This window comes from Mycobacterium sp. IS-1496, assembly GCF_001499995.1.
Taxonomy (GTDB): domain Bacteria; phylum Actinomycetota; class Actinomycetes; order Mycobacteriales; family Mycobacteriaceae; genus Mycobacterium.
The window spans coordinates 79,145-105,141 of record NZ_LQIU01000006.1 but is presented as its reverse complement, the minus strand read 5'-3'; the positions used below and the strand labels follow the sequence as shown (position 1 = coordinate 105,141).

Sequence of the window (25,997 nt, the reverse complement as noted above, 5' to 3'; positions counted from 1 at the left end):
TCTCGACCACTCCGGGCTGGTCCAGGTGGTGCCCCGCGGCCAACTGTGCACATACCCGTCAATGTGGCAACACCGACGCGCCTACAGGGCGGCGGCGCTGTCCAGCCACAACACCCGTCGATACCGCTTTCAGCAATGTTCGTTCGCCATGCGAACGAAATACGTTCCGTTGTGGTGCGCCCCTCGCAGAGTTGCCGGTTCATTTGCCATTCGAGCACTTCTCCGTACACAACAGCCGCGAAGGCTAATTCGCGTCACGAAGACACAGGCAAACGTCGTGAGCAGCCGTGAAAAGGGGTCACAGAAAAAGCCGTAGATCGCTTTGTTACTTAGGTAGTTCTCAGGTATGTTTTGCTCCGTCGGGCTGTTTTTGACTCTGAGGGGATGTCATGGAAGTTGCTGTTCGGTCATACTTGACCGCCGGTGTGGCCGTCGTAGGCGCCACATCGATCGCGTTGGCTCCGGTCGAGGTACTGCCGCCGGACTTCCAGATTCGGGGCGACCGGATGGTCGCCGTGCTCGAAGACGTGTCGCTGTCCTCGTTGGCTGATCTGATCGCCGCCGCGCAGGCCGCGTGGGCACCCATCGGCGGCGCGGTGGACAGCGCCTCTCAGGCTGCCCAGGCCGCGATCGTCGGACTGAGCGGCGCGCTCGAGGCCGCGCTGGTCGAAGCCGTCGGCCAGGGCAACAATGCCTTCCAGGCGGTCGTCGACGGTCTGCTCGACGGCGGCAGCGTGCTCGCGACCGCGATCGACAACGCCATCGCCAACTTCCCGTCGCCGCAGGCGTTCGTCGACGCCGTGGTGTCGGCGTTCGCGTCGGTCAACCTGAACCTGGCCGGTGTCATCGAGGTCGCGCTCGAGGCCGCCCTCGAGCTGGGCATCGAACTGGACGCAGGCGCCATCGGCGAGGCGTTCCTCGAGGCCGGTGCGGAACTGGCCGCCGCGTTCAACGCCGCGCTGGCCGCCTTCCCCACGCCGGAGGAGTTCGTCGCCGCCTTCGAGGCCGCCCTCGGTGGGGTGATCCCGGGCTTCAACGCCGTCGCGACCGCTGCGGCCGAGGCGTTCACCGAGCTCTCGGCTGAGCTCGCCGCCGCGATCGATGCGGGTATCGCCGCGGGCGTCACCGCCTTCGACGCGTTCGTCGCCGGACTGCTCGACGCCGGTGGTGAACTGGCCGCCGCGTTCAACGCCGCCCTGGAGGCCTTCCCGACGCCCGAGGCGTTCGTCGACGCCCTGGTGTCGGCCTTCGGCGCCATCGACGTCGAATTGGGCGCTGCCCTCGAGGTCGCGCTCGAGGCGCTCGTCGACCTGGGCATCGAGATCGACGCCGGCGCCATCGCCGACGCGTTCATCGAGGCCGGCGCCGACCTGGCCGCGGCCTTCGAGGGAGTCTTCGAGGGCTTCCCGACGCCGGCCGAGTTCTTCGCCGCCTTCAACGCCGCGATCGCCGGCGCCCTGCCGGGGATCAATGCGTTCGCCGAGGCCGCCGCCGAGGCGCTCACCGACCTGTCGGGTGCGCTGGCCGCGGCCATCGACGCGGGCGCGGCGGCCGGCATCGAGGCGTTCGACGCCATCGTCACCGGCCTGCTCGACGCGGGTAGCGACCTGTCCGCCGCGTTCGCCGCGGCGATCGAGGCGTTCCCCACGCCCGAGGTGTTCCTCGACGCGCTGGTGGACGCGTTCGCCGCCATCGATGTGGACCTGGGTGCGGCATTGGACGTCGCATTCGAAGCGCTCGTCGACATCGCCCTGAACCCCGGGGCCATCGCCGAGGCGCTCATCGAGGCCGGCGCCGATCTGGCCGTCGTGTTCGAAGGCGCGATCGAAGGATTCCCGACCCCGGCTGATTTCGTCGCCGCCTTCAACGCCGCCATCGCCGGACTGGTCCCGGGCTTCAACATCTTCGCCGAAGCCGCCGCCGAGGCGTTCACCGACCTGTCGGGTGCGCTCTCGGGCGCGCTGGAGGCCGGTTTCGCCGCGGGTCTCGACGCCTTCGAGTCGGTGATCGCCGGACTGCAGGACATCGGTGGTGAGCTGGCGACCGCGTTCGCGGCGGCCATTGAGGCGTTCCCGACGCCCGAGGCGTTCGTCGACGCGCTGGTGTCGGCCTTCGGCGCCATCGACGTCGACCTGGCCGGCGCCATCGACGTCGCGCTCGAGGCGCTCGTCGACCTGGGCGTGGAGCTGGACGCCGGCGCGATCGCCGATGCGTTCCTGGAGGCCGGCGCCGAGTTCGCCGCGCTGTTCAACGGTGTGCTCGACGGCTTCCCGGCCCCGGAAGAGTTCATCGCGGCCTTCAACGCCGCCCTCGAGGGCGTCATCCCGGGCTTCGATGCGCTCGCCGCGGCCACCGCAGAGGTGATCGCCGACCTCTCGGGTGCCCTCACGACGGCGCTGGAGACCGGATTCGCCGCAGGGGTGGAGGCGTTCGACGCCATCGTCGCGGGTCTGCTCGACGCGGGTAGCGAGCTCGCCGCGGCGTTCAACGCCGCGATCGAGGCCTTCCCGACCCCGGAGGCGTTCATCGACGCCCTGGTCTCGGCCTTCGGCGCCATCGACGTCGACCTTGCCGGCGCCATCGACGCCGCGCTCGAGGTGGTCGTGGAGCTGGGGCTGAACCTCGACGCCACCGCGATCGGCGAGGCGCTCGCCGAAGCGGGTGCGGAGCTGGCGGCGATCTTCGACGCCGCGCTCGAGGGCTTCCCGTCACCCGCCGAGTTCGTCGCGGCCTTCGAGGCGGCTCTGGAAGGGGTGATCCCGGGGCTGAACGCGCTGGCCGATGCCACCGCCACGGCGCTCGCGAACTTCGAGGGGGCGCTGTCCGCCGCCATCGAGGCCGGCATCGCCGCAGGCGAGACCGCCTTCGAGGCGGTCATCGCCGGACTGCAGGACGCTGGGGGCCAGCTGGCCGCCGCGTTCGAGGCCGCACTGGAGGCGTTCCCGACGCCCGAGGTGTTCATCGATGCTCTCGTGGACGCGTTCGCGGCCATCGACGTCGACCTCGGCGCCTCCCTTGAGGCGGCACTGGAGCTCATCGTCGACCTCGGCGTCGACCTGGATGCCGGCGTGATCGCCGATGCCCTCGTGAACGCGGGAGCGGAGCTGGCCGCGGCCTTCAACGCGGCGTTCGAGGGCTTCCCGACTCCGGCGGAGTTCGCCGCTGCGATCGAGGGCGCCATCGGGGCCTTCGCACCCGGCTTCAACGCGATCGCCGATGCGACCGCCGAAGCCCTCGGCAACCTGTCGGCCGCGCTGACCGCCGCCATCCAGTCGGGTATCGACATCAGCGGCCCTGCCTTCAACGCCTTCCTCGAGGCACTGGTCGAGGGCGGCGGCACGCTCACCGCCGCGTTCGAGGCCGCGCTGGAGAACCTGCCCAGCCCCGAGGTGTTCATCGGCGCTCTGATCGAGGCGTCGGCTTCGCTCGGACCGGTGCTGGCCGACCTCGGCGCCTCCCTGGAGGCCGGCCTCGAAGCGGGTCTCGACCTGGGTGCCGCGGCGCTGGAGGGCTTCGCCGAGATCGGCGGGGAGCTCTCCGCGGCGATCGGCGCGAGCCTGGAGGGCCTGCCGACCCCCGCCGAGTTCATCGGGTCCTTCGCGGAAGCCGGTGCGCAGTTCGGTGCGGCGGCCGACGCCGTCACCGAGATCGGCGTCGACGCGGTCAACAACTTCGCCGCGGCGGCCAACGCCGTGGTCGAGGCGTTCCGCGCGACGGCGGTGTCGGCCCTGGAGAACGGCAACGACGCGCTCCAGGCCATCGGAGCCGGCATCTACGCCGCGGTGAACGCGTTCGCCGAGGCCGCGAGTGACGTCAACATCGGCGGTGCGATCAGCGCCGCGATCGGTGGCGCCATCCGCGGGGCGCTGGGTGGTTTCGGGGGCAGCCTCGGCGGTGAGCTCGGTGGCGGGATCAACACGCTCAGCGCGGGTACGAACGAGGCCGCATCGTCGGAGATCAACTCGACCCGCATCGCGCCGGAGTCCCAGACCTTCTCGGTGGCCACGGCTCCCGCTGAAGAGAAGGCACCGGCTCCCGAGGCGAAGCTGCCGGAGGTGAAGATCAATCCGGTGCTGCCCGCCAACCCGGCGGCTGATCTGCAGAAGCAGATCACCCAGGGCCAGGTGCAGCTGCGCGAGGCTCTCGACACCGCCGGCAAGCAGATCAACGACGGGCTCAACCAGACCCGCAAGAACCTGGAGGGGGCGGCGGAGCAGACCCGCAAGAACCTCGAGGGAGCGGCGAACCAGACCCGCAAGAACCTCGAGGGAGCAGCGGAGCAGACCCGCAAGAACCTCGACGGGGTCCGGAAGAACATCGAGAACGCTGTCGGCGGCACCAAGAAGCCGAGCAGCGAATCGACGAAGAAAGAATCGGCTGACACCTCCAAGAAGACGGAGTCGGCCGGCGCCTCCGATTCGGAGTAATCAGTAGCACCGACGCACGCGGCCCCGGACTCTCGAGTCCGGGGCCGCGCTGCGTTGTCGGTGGGCATGCTCGATCGTCGCGTGTGACGCCTGCCCGCAAAGTCCGAACAGTTATTGACGAAGGCGTTACCTGCATCAAGATCAGACGCGACCCGCCAGCTGGCAAATTGTCGTTTGATTCTTCAACCGATTGATCACGATCTTGATGTTGCCAGAGACTGTCAACTGTCAGCGTCAGACGCATGCGTGCAGAGACATCGGAACAATGATCATGGCTTTTACGTGGACTTTCCCTGGCCGAGCCGCGTAGAGCAACGCACCACGCACTGGGCGACTCACGGCAAAAAAAGTTTGCCAATTCACTTATCCGTGATCTTACCGAGAGGTAAGTTGTCGGGCGTCAACATTTACGTCGACGTAAGGAGACCCCATGCACATCGCAGCCCGTTCTTATCTCTCCACCGGGGTGGCACTGGTCGGAGCCGGAGCGATCGCGATCAGCCCGGTCGCACCGCCTCTACCCGATGCGAAGGTGCCATCGCTGTCCACGATCGGCGTCGAACTGAACGCCGCCGTCAACCCGATCCAGACCTGGATCGAGGTCTTCGGCGAGGCCGCCGAGAACCTCTCGATCCTCGGGCAGTCGGTGGCGCAGAATCCGGCACCGATCCTGCAGCAGGTGATCCAGAACCAGCTGTCGTACATCGAACAACTGACGCCCGCGTTCCAGGAATTCGCCGAAGGTTTCGTCGCGGCCCTGAACCCATCGAACCCCGACGGCATCCCCGCGAACGTCCACGCCGCAGTCGAGCAGATCGTCACGGGTAATCCGGCGGAAGGCTTCCCGGCACTCTTCCAGGCGTTCCTCACCCCGATCCTGTTCCCCGCGCTCGGCGTGCTGATGGGTGTGCAGGAAGTCATCACGGCCAGCGCGGAGAACATGCTCGACGTCGCCAACATGGCCGTGACGGCCTTCGCGACGGTGGCGTTGGGCGCGATCCTCCCGGTCGCCAGCGTGTTCAGCGGGTTGGGCGCCGCCACCCAGGCGATCGTGGACGCCGCGGTCGAGGGCGACATCCTCGGTGCGGTGACGGCCGTGCTCGACGTCCCCGGCGTCGTCACCGGCGCCTTCCTCAACGGGTTCGGCTTCGACGGCGGCCTGCTGACGGCTGGGTCCGGGACGATCGCGGGTCTGCTCAACCTGCGTCAGATGATCGCCGATGCGCTCAAACCCGCAGCGCCGGTGTCGCGCGTCGCCGACGTCTCGTCGACGAACACCGAGCCCGCCCCGACGGTGACCTTCGACATCACCGAATCGGGTGTGACGCCTGCAGCGTTCACGAGCGCACCCGCCGGCGACGTGTCCGAGAATCCCGCCCCGGAGCCGGGTGACGGCGCGGCTGCCGTGGACGAGACGGTCGGCGAGAAGGCGGGTGACGAGGAGACAGACTTGACCACCGGAGAAGAGTCCTCCGAGGGCGAAGCCTCCGAGGAGGAGGCCCTCGAGGAAGAACTCCCCGCCGAGGACGCGGTCGACGACACAACCGAGGACGACGTGCTCGAGACCGACGCACCCGAGGAGGAGACCGGGGACGACGGCACCACCGAGCAGGCGCCGTCGGGCGACGACGCGGACGATACCGGCGACAAGGACACCGGCGACAAGGAGACCGGCGAGAACGAGACCGAAGGCGCCGAAGCCTGATCGGGCCGCCGGACCAGCGGGCCCTCACCCCCTCGGGGTGGGGGCCCGTTTCGTCACTGCGGGGCCTTCACCCACCTGCCCGCGTCACCGACGATGCCGACGGGCACGGCGCCGGAGAGGCTCACGTTCTGCACACTCGGACCGGCCGCGACGATCGTGGTGTCCTGCAGGATCGGCAGCACCGTCCACATGTTCCACAGCCGTGGCTCCACGGCGTCGATCACCTCGGCGATCGGCTCGCGGCCGTCGAGAGCGGCATCGATCTTCGGCTGGATGCTGCGGTCGCACACACCGGTGATATTGCTCGGCGCCTGCACCAGCGCGCCGGATTCCGGTGCGGGGCTCGGCGTGTTGGTGGGTGTGGCGGTCGGAGTGGCGCGAGTCGTCGTCGTGGGCGACGGAGTCGGGGCGGGCCGGGACGGTCCGGGCGCAGGCGGCGCGGTCGCCACGGGCGTCGCCTCCAGCGCCGGACAGCCGTACCGCGACGCCAGCGCGGTCGCCAGGTCTCCCCCGGCCTGATGCCAGCCCACGACGGCGTCGACCCGGTTCTCGGCCAACGCCTCCCCGTAGAGCGTCACCGGGTCCAGGGCCAGCACCGACGCCTCGATGCCGACGTTGCGGAGTTGATCGGCGGCGGTGTTCGCCACGGCGACCGAAGTCGGATCGTTGGCGGCCACCCCGAGCACGAGGGTCAGCGGCACACCGTCTTTCGCGATCCGCCCTCGGCTGTGGTCCTGCGCGGGCGCACCGGGCTCGGCCGGCGGCGCATCCCCCACCGGCGCCATCTGGTATCCCGCCTCGGCCAGCAGTTCCAGGGCCGCGTCGGTGCCCAGCGCCGGCGGGGCCGTCGGCACGTATCCGGGATCGGACGGTGAACGCACCTGCGCCTGGGCCAGCGTGACGGTGTTGTCGTCACCTGCGCCCACCGATGCCAGCAGGTCGACGTCGAGCAGACCAAGAATCGCCCGGCGAACCGACGGATCGGCGAGTTCGGGCAGCTGTCCACGCAGCGTCACCTGCATGACCCGCGGCGTCACGATGCGTGCCGTCCGCACATCCGGGATCGCGCTGAGCTGCGCGAAAGTCGCTGCGCCACCGTGCACCTGGGCGACCTGGGTGTCACCGTTTCGGATCGAGTCGGCCAGCGCCGCAGGGGCTCCGCCCCGGCGGAACAGCACCAGGTCGGGTTTGGCGGGTGCACTCCAGTACCGGTCGTTGCGGGCCAGCAGGATCTCGTCGCGCTGCGGATCGATGGTCTCCACCCGGAACTGTCCGCCGGTCACGGGCATCGCCTCGGCCAGGCCGGCGCCGAAGCCGCCCGGCACGTCCTTGACGATGTGCGCGGGCAGGATGTTGTTGAACAGCTCGCGCCACGCGGGGTAGGGCTGCGAGAACGTGACGACGACCTGCTTGGCGCCCTCGACGGACTGCACGCCGGTAATCAGGTCGTAGCCGGCGGGGTCGACGACACCGGGCTGGCTGACCATCTGGCGCCACAGATACCAGTAGTCGTCGGCGCCGATGGGCGCGTTGTCCGTCCACTGCGCCTCGGGCCGGATGTTGTAGGTGACGGTGAACGGGTTCTCATCGGTCACCTCGGCCGATTCCAGCAGCGTCGGGTCCATCTCCCACCGCGACCCGGTCGGCGTGTTCTGATCCGGGATCGGCCGAAACGAGCTCGGAAGCACCAGCGCGGCGATCGCGGCGTTGACCGGCGACTGATCGGAGAGCAGGTGCGGGTTGAACCCTGGGCCGATCGAATCGATCGCGACGATGATCTGGGTCGCCTTGGGCGCAGGCGGCGGGGTGGTCTCCGGCGTCTCGGTGCTCTGCGGCGCAGGCGGCGGGCTCACGGTGCACCCGCCCAGCAGCAGCGCCGTGGCGGAGACGAGCGCCCCGAGCGTTACGCGGTAACGGCGGGGACGGGTCGGCACGCTGCTCAGCGTATCGGCCGCTAGTTCCGCGCCTTCGCCCGCGAGCGCGCGCGCGCCCGCAGCGTGGCGTCCAGCTCGACCTTGCGCACCCGCACGACCTCAGGGGTGACCTCGACGCATTCATCCTCGGCGCAGAACTCCATGGCCTGTTCGAGACCGAGTTCGAGCGGACGGGCCAGCGTCTCCATCACGTCGGCGGTGGAGCTACGCATGTTGGTCAGCTTCTTCTCGCGGGTGACGTTGACGTCGAGATCCTCGGCGCGCGGGTTGATTCCGACGACCTGGCCCTCGTAGGTGTCGTCGCCCGGCTCGACGAAGAACTGGCCGCGGTCGGCGAGCTGGATCATCGCGAACGGCGTCACCGAACCGCTGCGGTCCGAGACCAACGAGCCGGTGTGGCGGGCGCGGATCTCCCCCGCCCACGGGCGGTAGCCGTCGAACACCGCGTTGGCGATGCCGGTGCCGCGGGTCAGGGTGAGGAAGTCGGTGCGGAAGCCGATCAGTCCGCGGCTCGGCACGATGAAGTCCATCCGCACCCAGCCCGCGGCGTGGTTGGCCATGTCCTCCATGCGGCCCTTGCGGGCGGCCATCAGCTGCGTGACGGCGCCGACGAACTCCTCGGGGCAGTCGATGGTCAACGCCTCGAACGGTTCGTGCAGCTTGCCGTCGATGGTCTGCGTGACCACCTGCGGCTTGCCGACGGTGAGCTCGAAGCCCTCGCGGCGCATCTGCTCGACGAGCACGGCCAGCGCCAACTCGCCGCGGCCCTGCACCTCCCAGGCGTCCGGCCTGCCGATGTCGACGATCTTGAGCGACACGTTGCCGACGAGTTCGGAGTCAAGGCGCGACTTGACCATCCGGGCGGTGAGCTTGTGCCCGGACACCTTTCCGGCCAGCGGCGAGGTGTTGGTACCGATGGTCACCGAGATGGCGGGCTCGTCGACGGTGATGCGCGGCAACGCGTGCGCGTGGTCAGGATCGGCCAGCGTGTCGCCGATCATGATCTCCGGGATCCCGGCGACGGCCACGATGTCACCGGCGACGGCCTCCTCGGTGGCGGTTCGCTCCACGCCGACGGTGACCAGCAGTTCGGTGATCTTGGCATTGGTGATCACCGGGTGGCCGTCGACCTCGCGCATCCAGGCCACCTGCTGCCCCTTGCGGATGCGGCCCTTGTAGATGCGGATCAACGCGAGCCGGCCGAGAAACGCCGAGGCGTCGAGGTTGGTCACCAGCGCCTGCAACGGCGCGTCTGGGTCGCCCTGCGGCGGCGGGATGTGCTCGAGCAGCACGTCGAAGAGGGGGTCGAGATTCTCCCCGTCCGGGTTCTCGCCGTTGGCGGGTTCGGTGGTGCTCGCGATGCCGGCCCGGCCGGACGCGTACAGCACCGGCAGCCCGAGCGCCTCCTCGGCGGCCTTCTGCGCCTCGTCGTCGAGGTCGGACGCGACGTCGAGCAGCAGGTCGTGGCTCTCGGAGACCACCTCCGCGATGCGGGCGTCGGGGCGGTCGGTCTTGTTCACGACCAGGATGACGGGCAGGTGCGCGGCCAGCGCCTTACGCAGGACGAAGCGGGTCTGTGGGAGCGGCCCCTCGGACGCGTCGACCAGCAGCAGCACACCGTCGACCATGGACAGGCCGCGCTCGACCTCACCGCCGAAGTCGGCGTGGCCCGGGGTGTCGATCACGTTGATGACGGTCATCGTCCCGTCGGGGTGATGCCGGTGCACCGCGGTGTTCTTGGCGAGGATCGTGATGCCTTTTTCCTTCTCCAGGTCACCGGAGTCCATCAACCGCTCGACCGCGTCATCGCCCCGGTGGCTCAGCGCACCGGACTGCCGCAGCATCGCATCGACCAGGGTCGTTTTGCCGTGGTCGACGTGGGCGACGATGGCGACATTGCGGAAGTCATTGGGTAAATCCACGTCGGTGATTGTCGCAGTGCGGTGACTCGATCGCGAAATGCGCGGTGCCGGCGCGCGAGGGAGGTCACCGCCGCCCACTCGTGCCGTGGCAATGTGATGGCGCCCGTCCTGCCCCCCGACCAGCCACCGTCAGGATCCCGTCCGAACCGTGAAGTCCAGCAAGTTCGCCGATCTCAAACCGAAGAAGAAGTGCTGCCGCAGCAAGCCCCGGTGCAAACGGTGCCCGCTGGTGGTGCACAAGGTGCTCAAGGCCGAGCACATGGGCATCAGGGGCAAGGAGTTGGAGAAGGTCTACAAACGCGCACGTAAGGCCTGACCACCCCGCTGACCTGTGAATTCTCCGCCGGGGCCGTCATTCGGCGAGTACCGTGGATGACGCCCGTCGAGATCTGTCGTACGTGCTTGGAGGTGCGATCATGGCGGTTTACCAGGCGCTCACCGTCGCCCTGATCATCGTGTTGGCCATAGCGACCGTCGCCGCGCTCTACATCGGGTTGATGAACTGGGTCGGCGCCGCGCACGTCGTGCACTGCAGCACCTGTCACCACCTCACGGTGGCCTCGGCCAGACAACCGCAGCAATCATGTCCGCACTGCCGCCACCCGGTGTTGACGCATCCGTTGTATGCGGTACATCACCCCCGCGGCACCGGACGCGTGCGCGTGATCGACGACCGCCTGCGGTACTGAGCGCCCGGCTATCCGGCGCCGTCACGCAACGCACGACCGAGCGCGCCGAGCCACGCCCGGTCCGCGGGCACCCACGGCAGGCCGTCGAGGTCGTCTACCCCCACCCACCGCAGTGCGCGGTGGTCGATCGGCCGCAGATCCCCACCGGTGTGCGTGACGAGATACGCGCGCAGCACGGTCGTCGCGCTCAGGGCGATGTCGTCGCCGATGCGCGCACCCACCGCGACGTCGATGCCCAACTCCTCCTGCAACTCTCGCGTCAGCGCCGCGGCGTCGCTCTCCCCCGGCGCGACCTTCCCGCCGGGCAACTCCCACAGCCCGGCCAGGTCCGGCGGCCGGTTGCGCTGGGCGACCAGTAGTTCCGACCCCGCGATCAGGGCACCGGCCACGACGATCTGCTCTGCCATCAGCGGTGACGGTATACCGTCGACGGTATGGCTGTGTTGACCGACGAACAGGTGGACGCCGCGCTGCCGGACCTTGGCGGCTGGGAGCGCGCCGGCGGGGCGCTGCGACGTTCGGTGAAGTTCCCCGCGTTCCTCGACGGCATCGAGGCGGTGCGCCGGGTGGCCGAGCGCGCCGAGGAGAAAGACCACCATCCCGATATCGACATCCGTTGGCGGACAGTGACTTTCGCACTCGTCACGCATTCCGAGGGTGGTATCACGGAGAAGGACGTGCAGATGGCTCGGGAGATCGACGCGATCCTCGACCGGTAGCGGCGGCGGTGGCCACCCACGCCAGCGTCGCCAGCGTGGCGACGATGTAGATCAGCCCGGCCCACGCCAGGTACCAGGGCCTGCCGATCTCCCAGATCGTCGGCTGGGCGAAGCTGAGCAGCCACGGCACGCCGACCAGCGTCAGCGTCAGCCAGCCCCACCGCAGCACCCGCGCCCCGGTCCGCTCCCGGAGCGGGCCGTGCCACAGCCAGATCATCAGCGGCAGCAACCACACCCAGTGGTGGGTCCACGAGATCGGTGACAGCAGCAGGCCGAACAGCTGCACGATCACGATGGCGCCCAACCGGTCCGCGCTGCCCCCGATCGCCCGCCAGGCCAGCAGCGCCAGGACCGCGGTGACGACGATCGCCGCGACGACCACCGGGCCGTATCCGGCGTCGTGCCCGACGATGCGGGAGATGCCCCCGCGCCAGGACTGGTTGAACGACGTGCCGATCGGGCCGACGCGGTCGGCGTCGCCGAGCAGGTCGGTGAAGTAGTACCGCGCCTGCTGGCCCACCACGGCCACGGACACCGCGACGGTGCCGGCGAACACCACCGCCGAGAAGACCGCGGCCTTCCAGCGCCGCGCGCCGACGAAGTACAGGCCCGACACCGCGGGCGTGAGTTTGATCCCGGCCGCCAGGCCGACCAGCAGGCCCGACCACCACCAGCGGGAACTGAGGACGGCCGCCAGCACCGCCAGCACGAGCAGCACGTTGACCTGCCCGTAGTCGAAGGTGCTGCGCAGCGGCTCGAGCCAGATGCCGATCGCGGTCCACAGCATCGCGGTGCGGCGGTCGCCGCCGTCGGCGAGCAACCGCTGACTGAGGCGGACCACGCCGTACAGCGCGGCGATGATGCCGATCTGCCATGTGAAGGCGACCAGGCCGAACGGCAGCAGATGCAGCGGATAGAAGACCACCGCGGCGAACGGCGGATAGGTGAACGGCAGCGGGAAGTCCGGCGTCTGATCGGCGTAGACGTAGTCGTAGAGCGTGCCCGGTTCGTCGAGGGCCCCCGCCCCGCCGACGTAGACGTGCAGATCGACGAAGTTCGCGCCGTTGGCGGCGAGGTAGGTCCACGCGAGCCGCGCCGCGATGCTCAGCACGAGCAGCACGGGCGCCGCCGCGGCCAGTCGGCTCGGCAGTCGGGTGGGGGTCGCCGCGTCGGCGGTGGGGGCGGTGGAGTCGCTTATCCGCCCGACTCTACTGATCCGGTAACCGATTCCCGTCACCTCCGTAACGGTTGAATAAATGCCACACATGTCACTTGAGTAACACCAGTAACTGCGTAGCGTCGGGCGCAGACGTGCTGTCAACGGATTGGGAGATCCATGAAACTCACCAGAAAAACCCTCGTGACCAGCGTGATTGCTGCGGCTGGGGCGGTTCCGATCGCTCTTGCCCTCAGTGCGCCCGCCGCCGCCCAGCCGGCAGCCCCCGCGCCGCCCGCGCCGGGCATTCCGTTCCTCGATCAACTGGGCAACGCGCCGCAGCTGCTGCAGACGTTCGCCTCGGCCCTGGCCGGCACCGGCATGCCCGCCTCGACCCCCGCGACCCCCGCCGCGCCTGCCGCCGCACCGGGCGCGACGGCGTCGATCACGCTGCCGCAGACCCCGGCGCTGCCCGGCGCGGCGTCCGCGCTGCCCGGCACGCCGGCCGCCACGTCACCGCTGCCCGGGGTGAACGTGCCGACCGGCCTGGCCTCGCTGATGCCCGCGGGTTCCCCGCTGACGAGCCTGCTGCCCGCGGCGACGCCGGCCGCACCGGCCGCCCGCGCACCGCCCGCGGGAGGAGCGGCCGCCCCGGCGACTCCGCCGATCTTCCCGGTGTCAGCCCTGCCCTGATCGCCGCCCGATCGACTGTGCCCTGACCGAAACTCGCGAGGAGTGACATGTCACCGACTCGAACTCTGTTGACGACCGCGGCCGGGCTCGGCGCGTCCGTCGCACTGCTCTTCAGCAGTGCGACGGCCACCGGCGAGCCCGCTCCCGGGCTTCCGATCGACGCGCTTCAGGCGCCCGGTCTGCCCGCGATGGAAAGCCTCGGTCCGGTCATCCAGCAGGCGGCGGCCGACCCGAACAACGCCGCCTCGATGCTGATGGCCGCAGCCGCCGTGTTCGCCGGAGATGCGGCGGCCCCCGCCTCGTCCCGCGACGTGGCCTCGGCGGTCAACCAGTTCGTGGCCGACCCGGCGGCGCATGTCCCCGCTGCGGGGGCCGTTCCCGGGACTCAGGCGCACCTGCCTGCAGGGGTCAACCCGGCCCACGCGGTCGGCCCCCTGCCTGCGGGCGCCACCCCGCCCGCACCGGGTCCGGAGCCGAGCGCCGCGCCGGCTGTCGATCCGGTCGCGATCCCCGCGGCCGCACCAGCACCAGCGCCGGCACCGGCGGCACCGATCGCGGCCCCGGTGGCTGCGCCGGTCGCCGAGGCGGCCGGAGCGTTGCCCGGACCGGCGCCTGCGCCTGCGCCTGCGCCGGCTCCCACACCGGGTCCGCCGGGATTCGGCCCGGACGCCCCGCCGACGCAGGACTTCATGTATCCGTCGATCAGCAACGGATGCCTGGCAGACGGCGGGAACGTCCTCGCCACCGCGATCTCGGTGGCGGGGCCGGCCAAGATCCCTGCACCCGGACCGGGGCCCGGCCAGACCGCGTACGTGTTCACCGCTGTGGGCACGCCGGGACCGGCGGCCGAGCAGAAGCTGCCGCTGAACGTGACGTGGGTGAACCTCACCACCGGTAAGTCCGGCAGCGCGACGCTCAAACCGCGTTCGGACATCAACCCGGAGGGCCCGACGACGCTGACCGCCATCGTCGACACCGGATCGGGCAGCATCATGTCCACGATCTTCGGCCAGGTCACCACCACCGAGAAGCAGTGCCAGTTCATGCCGACCATCGGATCGACGGTCGTGCCCTGACCCCCGACACGACGAATCCCCGGTCGCGATGCGCGGCCGGGGATTTCTCGTTGCGGGCTAGTACGCCATGAACAGGATCGCGTCGCGGTCGTATTCGCGGCCGGGATGGGCCTCCGACAGATGCTTCTGCGCCTTCTCGACCAGGTCCTCTTCGTCCTTGCCGGTGATGGCCTCACCGCACGGGCAGTTCAAGTGTGTCTTCATGTGGCCCAGCCTATTCGCAAGTCGGCATATGAGTCAGCCCTTGGCGGCTTTCGCGGCGGCCTTCGCCTGCTTCTTGTACGAGCGCACCTTCTCCAGCGCACCGGGGTCGGTCACGTCGGCGATCGACATGTACGTTCCGGCCTTGCCGTAGTCGCCCGCGGCCTCACGCCAGCCCTGCGGTGTCACGCCGTACTGCTTGCCCAGCAGTGCCAGGAAGATCTTCGCCTTCTGCTCGCCGAATCCGGGCAGCGCCTTGAGCCGGCGCAGCACCTCAGCCCCGTCCGGGTCACCGGAGGTCCACAGCGCGGCGGCGTCACCGTCGTAGCGGTCCACGACGAGTTGCGCCAGCGCCTGGATGCGTTTGGCCATCGACCCGGGAAAGCGGTGCACCGCAGGGGTTGTCGAGCACAGCGCGGCGAACTTTTCCGGGTCGTGGTCGGCGATCTCGCGGGGGTCGACACCGCCCATCCGGTCGGCGATCTTCTTCGGCCCCGCGAACGCGGCCTCCATCGGGTACTGCTGGTCGAGCAGCATGCCGACCAGCAGCGCGAACGGATTTGCCTCGAGCAGCGCGTCGGCCGCCGGATCCTGGACAAGCTGCAGTTTCGCCACGCCGCCAGTTTAAGGTGGCCGAAACCCCATGTGGTGACGCGGACGCGAGGAGCACCTACAGCGGATGTCCGGCGAACTCGCGATAGTCCTGGCGGCGGTGCTGATCGTGGCAGCCGTGGCCGCCGCGGTGGTCGTCGTGCGCACCCGGCGCGTGGTGGCGACCCCGACCGAACGTGCCGTCCACGCCGCGCTGCACACCGCGTCGTTGGCCGCACGCGCGTTGCGTCAGGGCCTCGACACCACCTCCGCGGAGTCGGCGGCGCCGTTCCTGCGCGAGCTCACCGGCACCGACGGCATCGCGCTGTTCGACGGCGAGGGCCAACTGCTCGCCCGCGAACCCGAGGACGGCGCGGTCTGGACGTCCGACGTGGCCGACGACGCGGCGCGCACCGTCCGCGAATCGATCGCCGGGGAGCGCCGGGTGCTCACCTCGGTGCGCGCCGCGACGGTCATCGCCCAACCCCTGCTGACCGATGCCGGCGACCTGCTCGGGGTGCTCACGGTCGTCACCTCCCGCGATCCGGGCCCCGGCATGCTCGGCGCGGTCGGAGAGGTCGCGCGCTACGCCGCAGGACAACTCGAACTCGCCGAACTCGACGCCTCCCGGGCCCGCCTCGACCGTGCCGAAGTGCTCGCCCTGCGGGCGCAGATCAGCCCGCACTTCATCTACAACGCGCTCAACACCATCGCCTCGTTCGTGCGCACCGACCCCGACCGGGCCCGCGAACTGATCCTCGAGTTCGCCGACTTCACCCGCTATTCGTTCCGCGCCGCCGGGCAGTACACGACGCTGGCCGAGGAGTTGCGCAACATCGACCGCTACCTGACCCTCGAGCGCGCCCGCTTCGGGACATCGCTGGACGTCCGCCTGCAGGTGGCCCCCGAAGTGCTCGGCGTCGTGGTGCCGTTCCTGGCGCTGCAACCGCTGGTCGAGAACGCCGTGCGGCACGGACTGGCCGGCCGCGGCGGCGGATCGATCGAGATCGTCGCCCGCGACGAGGGCTCCGACTGCGTCATCACGGTCGAGGACGACGGCGTCGGGATGGACCCCGCCGTGCTGCGCACCGGGCCGGGCGATGCGCTGGGTGGCGGGGTCCATTCCGATGGCCCCCCTGCCCCCGGTCACAGCGCTCACGTGGGCCTGACCAATGTCGACCACCGCCTGCGCGCGGCGTTCGGCAACGACTACGGTCTGGTGGTCGAGACGGCGATCGGGGCGGGCACGAAGGTCATCATGCGGGTACCCAAGTTCCGGTCCGGTGTGCGGGCCGGCGGAGGTGCGTACGGGTGAACAGGTCCGGTCTGACCGTGCTCGCCGTCGACGACGAGATGCCCGCGCTCGACGAACTGGCCTACCTGCTGGGCCGCCACCCCGACATCGGCGAGGTGTTCCGCGTCAACGACGCCACCTCCGCGCTGCGTGAGCTCAACCAGCACACCATCGACGCGATCTTCCTCGACATCAACATGCCCGGCCTGTCCGGCATCGAATTGGCCGGTGTGCTGGCCAACTTCGCCCACCGGCCGGCCATCGTGTTCGTCACCGCCCACGACGACAAGGCGGTCGCCGCCTTCGACGTCGGGGCCATCGACTACCTGCTCAAACCGATCCGGCAGGACCGCCTCGACGAAGCGGTCCGACGGGTGGTCTCGGCGCGCAGCGCCGAATCGGCCGGTGCGGCCCGCAGCGCCGAACCGGCGGCCGCCGACGAGGAACCCGACTCCGACGTCGTACCCGCCGAACTCGGCGGGATCACCCACCTGGTCCCCCGCGACAGCATCGGCTGGGTCGAGGCCGAGGGCGACTACGCCCGGCTGCACTCGGCGTCGGGGTCGCACCTGGTGCGCATCCCGCTCAGCACCCTCGAAACCCGTTGGCGGGAGCGCGGATTCCAGCGGATCCACCGCTCGTACCTGGTGGCGCTGCGGCTGGTGACGGGGTTGCGCACCAGCGACGGCGCGGTGCTCGTGCGGTTGCGCGCCAACGGTTCCTCGCCTGCCGTCGAGTTGCCGGTGAGCCGTCGTCAGGCCCGCGAACTGCGGGACCGGTTGGTGCGGGACCCGCTGCGGCACCTGCGACCCGCCGGCGGCGATGACTGAGCCGGGCCGCCCGCAGCGCGAGCGGGTCGTGCTGGCCCACCGCCGCGGTGCGCGCATGGTGCGGACCAGGGTCGAGGTACAGGAGCAGACCCAGGTCGGTGACGCGCTCGTGCGGGGCCTGGTGCGCGCGCAGCTGGGGCTGGCGTTGCGCCTGGCGACCGTGGTGGTGTGCGTCGTCGCGGCGATCCCGTTGGCCTCGGCGGTGTTCCCGGGCTGGGCGGCGCTCACCGTCGCGGGCGTGCGGCTCAACTGGCTGGCGCTCGGGCTGCTGGCGTATCCCCTGCTGTACGGGGTGGGCCGGTTGTACGTTCGGCTGGCCGAACAGGCCGAGCGCGACTTCGTCCGCGTCATCGACAGCGAGCCATGACCGGATCGGCCTTGACGGCGGCCGCGCTGCTCGCCGCGGCGGTGGCGACCATCGCGATCGGCGCCTACGGCGTCCGGTTCTCCCGCACCACCTCCGACTTCCTGGTGGCCTCCCGCACCGTCGGGCCGCAGTGGAACGCCGCCGCGATCTCCGGTGAATACCTTTCCGCGGCATCGTTTCTCGGCGTCGCCGGGCTGATCGCGAAATACGGCGCCGACGCACTGTGGTACCCCGTCGGCTTCACCGCGGGCTATCTGGGCCTGCTGCTGTTCGTGGCCGCGCCGCTGCGCCGTTCGGGGGCCTACACCGTGCCCGACTTCGCCGAGTTCCGGCTCGGGTCACCGCGGTTGCGCAAGGTCGCGATGCTCGTCGTCATCGTGATCTGCGTGGTGTACCTGGTACCGCAGTACCAGGGCGCCGGCCTCGCGCTCAAGACACTGCTGGGCATGCCGGTGTGGATCGGCCCGGTCGTGGTCGGCGGCATCGTCATCGCGAACGTGGTGGCCGGCGGCATGCGCTCGATCACGTTCGTCCAGGCCTTCCAGTACTGGCTCAAGCTGACCGCCATCGCGATCCCGGCGCTCGCGCTGCTGGGGCTGTTCTTCGCCGACCGCGGAGAACTGGGTGGCCCGCTCCCGCCGGTCGTCACCCAGGACACGACCGTGGCCGTCGAGACCGCCGTCGTCGTCCAGGTCACCGAACCGGCCGGAGTCACGGTGACCGGCACCCTCGACGGCAGGCCCGTCACCGCCGCGCCCATCGGTGCGCCCGGCGAACACGAACTCGGCGAGAACACCACGCTGACGCTGGCCGACGGCGCCGCCACCCCCGTACTGGCCGGCACACCCGCGGCGGGCGGCGACTGGCTCGCCTCCGGCGGCGGCCTGGGCGGCGCACATCCGCTCTACCAGGTGCTGTCGATCATCGTGGCGACGTTCCTCGGCACGATGGGGCTGCCGCACGTGCTGGTGCGCTTCTACACCAACCCCGACGGCCGGGTCGCCCGCCGCACCGCGCTCGCGGTGATCGCGCTGCTCGGCCTGTTCTACCTGTTCCCCACCCTGATCGGCGTGTTCTCCCGGCTCTACGTGCCGCAACTGCTCATCACCGGCGCCGCCGACGCCGCGGTGCTGCTGGCCCCCGCCGCCGCGATCGGTGGGGTGTTCGGCCAGTTGCTCGCCGCGCTCGTGGCCGCAGGCGCGATCGCGGCATTCCTCGCGACGTCGTCGGGCCTGCTGGTGAGCCTCGCCGGCGCGCTGGCCACCGATGTGTTGCGCGGACGGGTCCGCGACTTCCGCATCGCCGCGCTCGTCGGCGGCCTGATCCCGATCCCGTTGTCGCTCATCACCTCCGGCCTGGAGCTGTCGCGCAGCGTCGGGCTGGCGTTCGCGGTGGCCGCGTCCACACTGTGCCCGTTGCTGGTGCTCGGCATCTGGTGGCGCGGGCTGACCGCGATCGGCGCGTCGTGCGGCCTGGTGGTCGGCGGGCTGGCCGCGGGGTCGGCGGTGGCGCTCGCGATCGCCGGCGCGGTCGACGAGCAGGCGCTCGGCGGGTGGGCCGCGGTGGTGGTCGGCTATCCCGCCGCGGTCACCGTTCCGCTGGCCTTCGCGACGATGATCGTCGTCAGCCGGCTCACCCGGCGCAGCGCCCCGCCGGACGTCGCGCAGATCTTCGCGCGGATGCACGTGCCCGAACGGCTGGGCATGGGCGTCGAACGCCTCCCCGGGGGCTGAACCGGCGGCGCCGTTCGTCGCCGGCATCCGACCGTTCACCGCACCGCTGCCGGTCTTCACCGTGTGACCGGCCCAAGGTGCGGGTATGTGACCTGCATCTCATCTAGTTTCAGCCGAGAACTGGTTCACACGACGAGGTCAGGAGTCACGGTGTCCGAAACGGATCTTCCACCGCGGGAGGCAGGGATGCCCAGCGGTGACCAGTATCTGGCCATGGAGGCCAGTCCCGAGTTCGTGGACCTGCGGAACAGGTTGCGCCGCTTCGTGTTCCCGATGAGTGCGGCGTTCCTCATCTGGTACACCACCTACGTCCTGCTGAGCACGTTCGCCACCGACTTCATGGCGATCCGGGTGTTCGGCAACGTCAACGTCGGCCTGCTGATCGGTATCGGTCAGTTCGTCACCACATTCCTCATCACGGGCATCTACGTCCGCTACGCCAACAAGGTGATCGACCCGCGCGCCGCGGCGATCCGCGCAGAACTGGAAGGCCACGCACCGTGACCGTGCTCGCCGCCGAGACCATCGGCAACCCCGTCGCCAACATGGCGATCTTCGCGCTGTTCGTCCTCGTGACGCTCTTCATCGTCATCAAGGCCAGCAAGAAGAACGCCACCGCCACCGAGTTCTTCACCGCGGGCCGCGCTTTCACCGGTCCGCAGAACGGCATCGCGATCAGCGGTGACTACCTGTCGGCCGCGAGCTTCCTCGGCATCGCAGGCGCCATCGCCGTCTACGGCTACGACGGGTTCCTGTACTCGATCGGATTCCTGGTCGCCTGGCTGGTGGCGCTGCTGCTGGTCGCCGAATTGCTCCGCAACACCGGCAAATTCACCATGGCCGACGTGCTGAGCTTCCGGCTCAAACAACGTCCGGTGCGTCTCGCCGCGGCCACCAACACCCTGGCCGTGTCGCTGTTCTACCTGCTTGCCCAGATGGCGGGCGCCGGCGTGCTGGTCGCGCTGCTGCTCAACATCGAGAGCGGCCTCGGGCAGTCGATCGTGATCGCCGTCGTCGGCATCCTGATGATCGTCTACGTCCTGGTCGGCGGGATGAAGGGCACCACCTGGGTGCAGATCATCAAGGCGGTGCTGCTGATCGGCGGCGCAGGCATCATGACCGTGATGGTGCTGGCCAAGTTCGGCTTCAACCTCTCCGAGATCCTCGGCGCCGCACAGTCGATGGTCAGCGGCAGTGCCGACGCCAAGGTCGCCTCGCGTGATGTGCTGGCGCCCGGCGCGCAGTACGGCGCCTCGCTGACCACGCAGATCAACTTCATCTCGCTGGCGCTGGCCCTGGTCCTCGGCACCGCGGGCCTGCCGCACGTGCTCATGCGTTTCTACACGGTGCCCACCGCCAAGGAGGCGCGCCGGTCGGTGGTCTGGGCGATCGCGCTGATCGGCGCCTTCTACCTGTTCACCCTGGTGCTCGGCTACGGCGCCGCGGCGCTGGTCGGTCCCGACCGCATCCTGGCCGCCCCCGGCGGTGTGAATTCCGCTGCGCCTCAACTGGCATTCGAACTCGGCGGTGTCGTGCTGCTGGGCATCATCTCGGCCGTGGCGTTCGCGACCATCCTCGCGGTGGTCGCCGGTCTGACCATCACCGCATCGGCGTCCTTCGCGCACGACATCTACGCCAGCGTCATGAAGAGCCACCAGGTGACCGAGAGCGAACAGGTCAAGATCTCCCGGATCACCGCGGTGGTGCTGGGGACGCTCGCCATCGGGCTCGGCATCCTGGCCCGCGAACAGAACGTCGCGTTCCTGGTGGCGCTCGCATTCGCGGTGGCGGCAGCGGCGAACCTGCCGACCATCCTCTACTCGCTGTACTGGCGGCGCTTCAACACCCGCGGTGCGCTGTGGAGCATGTACGGCGGGCTGATCTCGACGGTCGTGCTGATCGTGTTCTCACCCGCGGTCTCCGGCACCGCGACCTCGATGATCAAGAGTGTCGACTTCGCGTGGTTCCCGTTGGCCAACCCCGGGATCGTGTCGATCCCGCTGGCGTTCGTCCTCGGCATCGTCGGCACGCTGACGTCGCCGGACGACGAGGACCCGGCGATCGCCGCCGAGATGGAGGTGCGCTCGCTGACCGGCGTGGGTGCGGAGAAGGCCGTCGCCCACTGATGTCAGCCCACTGAGCCGGCGCGAAGGCGTTGTCGACCGTCCCCTACCGTCGGATGCCGTGCCGCGTCCCCTGAGCCGATTCGCTTTCGCCCTGCTGGCCTACGCGTTCGCGGTGACCATGCTCGGCACCACGGTGCCCACTCCGCTCTACGCCCTCTACGCCGAGCGGATGGACTTCGCGTTGTTCACCACCACGGTGATCTACGCGGCGTACGCGGGTGGCGTGCTGGTGGCGCTCCTGGCATTCGGGCGGTGGTCCGATGCGGTCGGCCGACGGCCCATGCTGCTGGCCGGGGTGGGGTTCGCCATCGCCGGCGCCGCGGTGTTCCTGGTCGCCGATTCGGTGGCCGCACTGCTGGCCGGGCGCGTGCTGTCGGGCCTGTCGGCCGGCCTGTTCACCGGGACGGGGACTGCGGCGGTCATCGAGGCCGCGCCGGACCGTTGGCGCTCCCGGGCGGCCGCGGTGGCGACGGTCGCCAACATCGGCGGGCTCGGCGCCGGACCGTTACTGGCCGGCCTGCTCGTCCAGTACGCCCCGCAGCCCTTGGATCTGGTGTTCACCGTCCACATCGCGATGGCGGTCCTGGCCGGTGTCGCCGTGCTCGTCGTTCCCGAGACCTCACCGCGCAGCGGCCGCATCGGGTGGCAGCGGCTCTCCGTTCCGCCCGAGGCGCGGCCGGTGTTCGTGATCGCGGCCCTGGCGGCCTTCGCCGGTTTCGCGGTCACCGGGCTGTTCACCGCGGTGGCGCCGTCGTTCCTCGCCGAGGTCGTCGGCATCGAGAATCACGCGGTGGCAGGCGCGATCGTCTGCTCGATCTTCGCCACCTCCGCGGTCACCCAGGTCGCGGCCAACCGGATCCCGCCGCCACGGGCGGTGGCCGTCGGCTGCGCGGTCCTCGTGGTCGGTATGACGGTTCTCGCTGCGGCGCTGCACTTCTCGTCGCTGCCCGCTCTCATCGCCGCGGCGGTGATCGCCGGCGCCGGTCAGGGGATGAGCTTCAGCCGCGGGTTGGCCGCCGTCGCCGAACGCACACCGCCCGAACGGCGCGCCGAGGTCAGTTCCACCTACTTCGTCGTCGCCTACGTGGCGATCGCGCTGCCCGTGATCGGTGAAGGCCTGGCCGCGCAGGCAGTCGGGTTGCAGACCGCCGGCGTCGGGTTCGCGATCGCCGTCGCGGTTCTCGCCACGGTGTGCCTGACCGCCATCCTGTCGCGGGAGCGGAACCGCGTGGGTTAGCCGCTCTTGCGGCGGAATTCGCGGCGGTTCTCGACCGGGCCGTGCGCCTTGGGTTGCTTCGGTCCGCCGCTGCGCTGCCCGGCGGCACCGCCCGAGTTGGCCTTCTTACGCTCGAGGGCCTCCCGGAACTTGCGCCTGGTGTCGTCTTCCGGTTGCTCAGCCATGCCGGCAGCGTAACGCGTGCGCGTGCCCGCCGTCGTCTCGTTTATCGCGGCGCGTTCACCGCATGCCCGGCGGCATCCCGTACAGATGGGTGATCGGCAGGGTGAGCAGTACCCGACGGTCGTCCACCATCGCCCGCCGGTAGTCGTCCCAGTCGGGATGTTCGCCGGCGATGTTGCGGTACAACGTGATCAACCCCTCGACGGTGTCGTCGTCGGGTGAGGCGGCGGGTGCGGTGAGGATCGCGTCACCCTCGGCGACCGCGTAGGACCATCCGTCGTCGGCGGTGACGTGGATCGACGCCCGCGGATCGCGGCGCAGGTTGCGCGTCTTGGCCCTGGGCTCGGTGATGGACACCTCGAGCGCGACCGCCCTGGCGTCGAAGTGGTAGGAGACGTTCGACAACTGGGGCCGGCCGTCGCGTTTGATGGTGGCGAGCACGCCCAGTGAGTTACCGCTGATCACGGCCAACAGCTTGTCGTCGAACACCTGGCGCACCATGCTGCGAGCCTACGTTCCATACTCGGCACATGGCGGCTATCGACGGCAGCATTCTGGAGGGCGTCTCGGCGACCACGCTGTGGACGCTGCACAACCGGGCCACGGAGGCCAAGCGCTCCGACGGGACGATCCGCGACCCGTGGGCCGTCACACTGCTCGACGCGATCGACTACGACTACCTCAAGTTCGGCAAGCCGAACCAGTCGCACGCGCTGCGGGCGCGCGCCTTCGACACGGCCACCGCCGACTACCTCACCGCACACCCGAAGGCGTCGGTGGTCGCGCTCGCCGAAGGGTTGCAGACCAGCCTGTGGCGGCTGGACCGGATGGGGGTGGCCGACGAGTTGACCTGGTACTCAATCGATCTCCCACCGGTGATGGCGCTGCGCGAACGGCTGCTGCCGGCCGACGACCGCATCGTCGCGCTGGCGCAGTCCGCGCTGGACCTCACGTGGACGGACCGGGTCGACGCCGCGCACGGGGTGTTCATCACCGCCGAGGGGCTCCTGATGTACCTCGAGCCCGAGCAGGTGACGTCGCTGATCGCCGAATGCGCCGCGCGCTTCCCCGGCGGCCGGATGATGTTCGACTCGATCCCGCACTGGCTGAGTCGGCGCACCCACAAGGGCCTCAAACTGTCCGACCGGTATGTGACGCCACCGATGCCGTTCGCCCTCACCGCCGACGAGGCCCTCGCCCTGCCCGGCCGGATCCCCGGCGTCGCGGCCGCCCACGACATCCCCATGCCGCGCGGGCGCGGGCTGTTCAACGCGCTGTTCTGGCCGCCGCTGGACCGGGTGCCCGTGCACCGCCGTGGCCGGCCGAGCATCACTGTGCTGGAGTTCGCGTCATGACCCGCTTCGTGGCGTTCCTGCGGGGGGTCAACGTCGGCGGCGTCAACCTCAAGATGGCCGACGTGGCGGCCGCGTTCGAAGACGCCGGCTTCACCGCCGTGAAGACCGTCCTCGCCAGCGGCAACGTCCTGCTCGACAGCGACGCCGACGTGACGGCGGTGCGCCGCACCGCCGAACAGGCGCTGCGCGAGCGGTTCGGCTACGACGCCTGGGTACTGGCATACGACGTCGCCACCGTGGCGGCCGTCGCGGCGGCGTACCCGTTCGAGCGCGAAGTCGAGGGCCACCATTCCTACGTCACGTTCGTCACCGACGAGCAGGTGCTCGACGAACTCGCGGCGCTGGCGGACACCGCCGGCGCCGAGGAGAAGATCCAGCGCGGCGACGGTGTCGTGTACTGGCAGGTGCCGAAATCGGCCACTCTCGAGACCGCCATCGGCAAGACGATGGGCAAGAAGCGCTACAAGTCCTCGACCACCACGCGCAATCTGCGCACCCTGGACAAGGTGCTGCGTTCGGTAGATTCGGCGAAGTGACGAACACACCGCCGAAGGTGGACGGCAGCGCGCTGACCGGGGTCTCGGAGACGGCGCTGCTCACCCTGCAGGTCCGCGCCAACGAGGCACGCCGCCCGGACGGGCTCATCGACGACCCGATGGCGGTCCGGTTGGTCGAGTCGATCGACTTCGACTTCGGCAAGTTCGGCCCGAGCCGCCGCCAGGACATGGCGTTGCGGGCCAAGGGTTTCGACCACTACACGCGCCGCTATCTGAGCACCCATCCGCGAGCCACCGTCGTCGCGCTCGCCGAGGGCCTGCAGACCAGCTTCCACCGGCTCGACGCGTCCGGCGCCGGCCATGACTTCCGCTGGCTGACCGTCGACCTCCCGCCGATGATCGAGTTGCGGCAGAAACTGCTGCCGCCGTCGGACCGGGTCCAGATGTGCGCGCAGTCGGCGCTGGACTTCACCTGGATGGACCGGGTCGACGACTCCGAGGGTGTGTTCATCACCGCCGAGGGACTGCTGATGTACCTGCAGCCCGAGGAGGCGATGTCGCTCATCAGGGCGTGCGCGCAGCGATTCCCGGGCGGTCAGATGATGTTCGATCTGCCGCCGTCGTGGTTCGCGTGGTGGGCCCGCCACGGCATGCGGACGTCGCTGCGCTACAAGGTGCCCCCGATGCCGTTCAGCCTCAGCCCCGGTGAGGCCGCCGCGCTGGTGGACACCGTGCCCGGCATTCGCGCCGTGCACGACGTGCCACTGCCCGAGGGCCGCGGACGGGTGCTCAACGCGCTGCTGTGGACGGTCCAGCGGATCCCGGCGTTCGACGCCGTACGCCCGGTCTGGACGCTGCTCGAATTCGGCTGAGTGCGCCGCCTCAGTCGAACGCCGACTCGACGTAGCGCAGCGCCTCGGACTTCTCGACGCCGAGCGCCCTGGCCGTGTCGACGAAGCTCTGCGCGGCGGTCGCCATCGCCGTGTCGGCGGGGTCCACGCGCGAGACGAAGGTGCCGAACCGTCCGCGGGTCTCCAGGACACCCGCGCTCTCCAGTTCGCGGTACGCCCGCGCCACCGTGTTGACCGCGAGCCCCATCTGCCAGGCGAGTTCGCGCACCGTCGGCAGCCGGGTTCCGGGCAGGAGTCTGCCGTCGCGGACGGCGTCGATGATCTGGGTCCGCAACTGGTCGAACAGGGGCCGGGCCGCTCTCGCGTCGACCGACAACCACTCCCCCAAACCGGCCACGTGCCCAGTATCCCGCACACCGGTTAAGTTGGACA

At 69.9% G+C, this 25,997-nt stretch carries 26 protein-coding genes; 17 read left to right on the top strand and 9 right to left on the bottom strand.

Annotated elements, in window-relative coordinates; genetic code table 11:
• Positions 1-425: 425 nt before the first annotated feature.
• Positions 426-4,427 (top strand): hypothetical protein, encoded by a 4,002-nt coding sequence (locus tag AU195_RS04795; RefSeq protein ID WP_286149129.1) that lies wholly within the window; start codon positions 426-428, stop codon positions 4,425-4,427.
• A 430-nt stretch (positions 4,428-4,857) separates the two neighbouring features.
• Positions 4,858-6,132, top strand: a complete 1,275-nt coding sequence (locus AU195_RS04790; protein ID WP_059157916.1) for a hypothetical protein — start codon at positions 4,858-4,860, stop codon at positions 6,130-6,132.
• Between the two features lie 53 nt (positions 6,133-6,185).
• Here the strand turns inward: AU195_RS04790 and AU195_RS04785 are convergent, their stop codons facing one another.
• Both AU195_RS04785 and typA read right to left on the bottom strand, forming a co-directional pair.
• On the bottom strand, positions 6,186-8,066 hold the full coding sequence (locus AU195_RS04785; RefSeq protein ID WP_059157915.1) for an ABC transporter family substrate-binding protein: 1,881 nt from the start codon (positions 8,064-8,066) through the stop codon (positions 6,186-6,188).
• Between the two features lie 20 nt (positions 8,067-8,086).
• Entirely contained in the window at positions 8,087-9,988 is a 1,902-nt protein-coding gene (typA, locus tag AU195_RS04780; protein WP_059157914.1) for a translational GTPase TypA, read from the bottom strand.
• Between the two features lie 148 nt (positions 9,989-10,136).
• On the opposite strand from typA, the gene AU195_RS25620 reads away from it, so the two are divergent.
• Together AU195_RS25620 and AU195_RS04775 are read left to right on the top strand one after the other, a co-directional pair.
• Positions 10,137-10,304, top strand: a complete 168-nt coding sequence (locus tag AU195_RS25620) for a hypothetical protein (protein ID WP_157531029.1) — start codon at positions 10,137-10,139, stop codon at positions 10,302-10,304.
• 100 nt (positions 10,305-10,404) lie between these two features.
• Positions 10,405-10,677, top strand: a complete 273-nt coding sequence (locus tag AU195_RS04775) for a hypothetical protein (RefSeq protein WP_059157913.1) — start codon at positions 10,405-10,407, stop codon at positions 10,675-10,677.
• Between the two features lie 8 nt (positions 10,678-10,685).
• On the opposite strand, the gene AU195_RS04770 is transcribed toward AU195_RS04775, so the two are convergent.
• Complete coding sequence (locus AU195_RS04770) at positions 10,686-11,084, bottom strand: (deoxy)nucleoside triphosphate pyrophosphohydrolase (RefSeq protein WP_059157934.1); 399 nt, start codon at positions 11,082-11,084, stop codon at positions 10,686-10,688.
• Positions 11,085-11,111: 27 nt separating this feature from the next.
• On the opposite strand from AU195_RS04770, the gene AU195_RS25060 reads away from it, so the two are divergent.
• Positions 11,112-11,396, top strand: coding sequence for a 4a-hydroxytetrahydrobiopterin dehydratase (locus AU195_RS25060; RefSeq protein WP_082702962.1), 285 nt, complete (start codon positions 11,112-11,114; stop codon positions 11,394-11,396).
• Here AU195_RS25060 and AU195_RS04765 read toward each other — a convergent pair.
• The gene (locus tag AU195_RS04765; RefSeq protein ID WP_059157912.1) at positions 11,341-12,663 is read right to left on the bottom strand and encodes a mannosyltransferase; all 1,323 of its coding nucleotides are present in this window, start codon (positions 12,661-12,663) and stop codon (positions 11,341-11,343) included. The genes AU195_RS25060 and AU195_RS04765 overlap by 56 nt on opposite strands.
• A gap of 69 nt (positions 12,664-12,732) precedes the next feature.
• Between AU195_RS04765 and AU195_RS04760 the strand changes: the two genes are divergently transcribed.
• Positions 12,733-13,245 carry a hypothetical protein gene (locus AU195_RS04760; protein ID WP_059157911.1) on the top strand — a complete coding sequence of 171 codons (513 nt, stop codon included), beginning with the start codon at positions 12,733-12,735 and terminating at the stop codon, positions 13,243-13,245.
• A 47-nt stretch (positions 13,246-13,292) separates the two neighbouring features.
• On the top strand, positions 13,293-14,321 hold the full coding sequence (locus AU195_RS04755) for an Rv1157c family protein (protein WP_059157910.1): 1,029 nt from the start codon (positions 13,293-13,295) through the stop codon (positions 14,319-14,321).
• A 57-nt stretch (positions 14,322-14,378) separates the two neighbouring features.
• On the opposite strand, the gene AU195_RS25055 is transcribed toward AU195_RS04755, so the two are convergent.
• Both AU195_RS25055 and AU195_RS04750 read right to left on the bottom strand, forming a co-directional pair.
• The gene (locus AU195_RS25055) at positions 14,379-14,525 is read right to left on the bottom strand and encodes a DUF1059 domain-containing protein (protein ID WP_011561426.1); all 147 of its coding nucleotides are present in this window, start codon (positions 14,523-14,525) and stop codon (positions 14,379-14,381) included.
• 33 nt (positions 14,526-14,558) lie between these two features.
• Positions 14,559-15,137, bottom strand: coding sequence for an HhH-GPD-type base excision DNA repair protein (locus tag AU195_RS04750; protein ID WP_059157909.1), 579 nt, complete (start codon positions 15,135-15,137; stop codon positions 14,559-14,561).
• A gap of 64 nt (positions 15,138-15,201) precedes the next feature.
• Between AU195_RS04750 and AU195_RS04745 the strand changes: the two genes are divergently transcribed.
• The 7 genes from AU195_RS04745 to AU195_RS04715 all read left to right on the top strand — a co-directional run bounded on the left by AU195_RS04745 (position 15,202) and on the right by AU195_RS04715 (position 22,700).
• The gene (locus tag AU195_RS04745) at positions 15,202-16,428 is read left to right on the top strand and encodes a sensor histidine kinase (RefSeq protein WP_059157908.1); all 1,227 of its coding nucleotides are present in this window, start codon (positions 15,202-15,204) and stop codon (positions 16,426-16,428) included.
• The gene (locus AU195_RS04740) at positions 16,425-17,237 is read left to right on the top strand and encodes a LytR/AlgR family response regulator transcription factor (RefSeq protein WP_059157907.1); all 813 of its coding nucleotides are present in this window, start codon (positions 16,425-16,427) and stop codon (positions 17,235-17,237) included. The genes AU195_RS04745 and AU195_RS04740 overlap by 4 nt, the downstream gene beginning before the upstream one ends.
• The gene (locus AU195_RS04735; RefSeq protein WP_059157906.1) at positions 17,230-17,604 is read left to right on the top strand and encodes a hypothetical protein; all 375 of its coding nucleotides are present in this window, start codon (positions 17,230-17,232) and stop codon (positions 17,602-17,604) included. The genes AU195_RS04740 and AU195_RS04735 overlap by 8 nt, the downstream gene beginning before the upstream one ends.
• Positions 17,601-19,337: a sodium/solute symporter gene (locus AU195_RS04730; RefSeq protein WP_059157905.1), complete on the top strand. Its 1,737-nt coding sequence runs from the start codon at positions 17,601-17,603 to the stop codon at positions 19,335-19,337. The genes AU195_RS04735 and AU195_RS04730 overlap by 4 nt, the downstream gene beginning before the upstream one ends.
• 150 nt (positions 19,338-19,487) lie before the next feature.
• Entirely contained in the window at positions 19,488-19,841 is a 354-nt protein-coding gene (locus tag AU195_RS04725) for a DUF485 domain-containing protein (protein ID WP_353612151.1), read from the top strand.
• Positions 19,838-21,463 carry a monocarboxylic acid transporter gene (locus AU195_RS04720; RefSeq protein WP_502687315.1) on the top strand — a complete coding sequence of 542 codons (1,626 nt, stop codon included), beginning with the start codon at positions 19,838-19,840 and terminating at the stop codon, positions 21,461-21,463. Before AU195_RS04725 ends, AU195_RS04720 begins: the two co-directional genes overlap by 4 nt.
• Positions 21,464-21,521: 58 nt before the next feature.
• Positions 21,522-22,700 carry an MFS transporter gene (locus AU195_RS04715; protein ID WP_172800471.1) on the top strand — a complete coding sequence of 393 codons (1,179 nt, stop codon included), beginning with the start codon at positions 21,522-21,524 and terminating at the stop codon, positions 22,698-22,700.
• On the opposite strand, the gene AU195_RS25900 is transcribed toward AU195_RS04715, so the two are convergent.
• Positions 22,697-22,864 (bottom strand): DUF5302 domain-containing protein, encoded by a 168-nt coding sequence (locus AU195_RS25900; RefSeq protein WP_172800470.1) that lies wholly within the window; start codon positions 22,862-22,864, stop codon positions 22,697-22,699. The genes AU195_RS04715 and AU195_RS25900 overlap by 4 nt on opposite strands.
• A 55-nt stretch (positions 22,865-22,919) precedes the next feature.
• Positions 22,920-23,363: a PPOX class F420-dependent oxidoreductase gene (locus AU195_RS04710; protein ID WP_059157903.1), complete on the bottom strand. Its 444-nt coding sequence runs from the start codon at positions 23,361-23,363 to the stop codon at positions 22,920-22,922.
• Positions 23,364-23,392: 29 nt separating this feature from the next.
• Here AU195_RS04710 and AU195_RS04705 point away from each other — a divergent pair, with 29 nt between their 5' ends.
• Genes AU195_RS04705 through AU195_RS04695 form a run of 3 tightly spaced genes read left to right on the top strand, consistent with a single transcriptional unit; the run spans position 23,393 to position 25,586 of the window.
• The gene (locus tag AU195_RS04705) at positions 23,393-24,217 is read left to right on the top strand and encodes a class I SAM-dependent methyltransferase (RefSeq protein ID WP_059157902.1); all 825 of its coding nucleotides are present in this window, start codon (positions 23,393-23,395) and stop codon (positions 24,215-24,217) included.
• Positions 24,214-24,753 carry a DUF1697 domain-containing protein gene (locus tag AU195_RS04700; RefSeq protein WP_059157901.1) on the top strand — a complete coding sequence of 180 codons (540 nt, stop codon included), beginning with the start codon at positions 24,214-24,216 and terminating at the stop codon, positions 24,751-24,753. The genes AU195_RS04705 and AU195_RS04700 overlap by 4 nt, the downstream gene beginning before the upstream one ends.
• Positions 24,750-25,586, top strand: a complete 837-nt coding sequence (locus AU195_RS04695; RefSeq protein WP_059157900.1) for a class I SAM-dependent methyltransferase — start codon at positions 24,750-24,752, stop codon at positions 25,584-25,586. The genes AU195_RS04700 and AU195_RS04695 overlap by 4 nt, the downstream gene beginning before the upstream one ends.
• 10 nt (positions 25,587-25,596) lie before the next feature.
• On the opposite strand, the gene AU195_RS04690 is transcribed toward AU195_RS04695, so the two are convergent.
• The gene (locus AU195_RS04690) at positions 25,597-25,962 is read right to left on the bottom strand and encodes an Rv1152 family transcriptional regulator (protein WP_157531027.1); all 366 of its coding nucleotides are present in this window, start codon (positions 25,960-25,962) and stop codon (positions 25,597-25,599) included.
• Positions 25,963-25,997 lie beyond the last annotated feature (35 nt).

Bases quoted from the DNA above. Each gene is read 5' to 3' on its own strand.
- AU195_RS04790 (WP_059157916.1), top strand. From the start codon at position 4,858: ATGCACATCGCAGCCCGTTCTTATCTCTCCACCGGGGTGGCACTGGTC.
- AU195_RS04735 (WP_059157906.1), top strand. From the start codon at position 17,230: ATGACTGAGCCGGGCCGCCCGCAGCGCGAGCGGGTCGTGCTGGCCCAC.
- AU195_RS04760 (WP_059157911.1), top strand. From the start codon at position 12,733: ATGAAACTCACCAGAAAAACCCTCGTGACCAGCGTGATTGCTGCGGCT.
- AU195_RS04700 (WP_059157901.1), top strand. From the start codon at position 24,214: ATGACCCGCTTCGTGGCGTTCCTGCGGGGGGTCAACGTCGGCGGCGTC.
- AU195_RS04710 (WP_059157903.1), bottom strand. From the start codon at position 23,363: ATGGTGCGCCAGGTGTTCGACGACAAGCTGTTGGCCGTGATCAGCGGT.
- AU195_RS04770 (WP_059157934.1), bottom strand. From the start codon at position 11,084: ATGGCAGAGCAGATCGTCGTGGCCGGTGCCCTGATCGCGGGGTCGGAA.
- AU195_RS25055 (WP_011561426.1), bottom strand. From the start codon at position 14,525: ATGAAGACACACTTGAACTGCCCGTGCGGTGAGGCCATCACCGGCAAG.
- AU195_RS04765 (WP_059157912.1), bottom strand. From the start codon at position 12,663: ATGTGTGGCATTTATTCAACCGTTACGGAGGTGACGGGAATCGGTTAC.
- AU195_RS04745 (WP_059157908.1), top strand. From the start codon at position 15,202: ATGTCCGGCGAACTCGCGATAGTCCTGGCGGCGGTGCTGATCGTGGCA.
- AU195_RS04705 (WP_059157902.1), top strand. From the start codon at position 23,393: ATGGCGGCTATCGACGGCAGCATTCTGGAGGGCGTCTCGGCGACCACG.
- AU195_RS04775 (WP_059157913.1), top strand. From the start codon at position 10,405: ATGGCGGTTTACCAGGCGCTCACCGTCGCCCTGATCATCGTGTTGGCC.
- AU195_RS25060 (WP_082702962.1), top strand. From the start codon at position 11,112: ATGGCTGTGTTGACCGACGAACAGGTGGACGCCGCGCTGCCGGACCTT.
- AU195_RS04730 (WP_059157905.1), top strand. From the start codon at position 17,601: ATGACCGGATCGGCCTTGACGGCGGCCGCGCTGCTCGCCGCGGCGGTG.
- AU195_RS04755 (WP_059157910.1), top strand. From the start codon at position 13,293: ATGTCACCGACTCGAACTCTGTTGACGACCGCGGCCGGGCTCGGCGCG.
- AU195_RS25900 (WP_172800470.1), bottom strand. From the start codon at position 22,864: ATGGCTGAGCAACCGGAAGACGACACCAGGCGCAAGTTCCGGGAGGCC.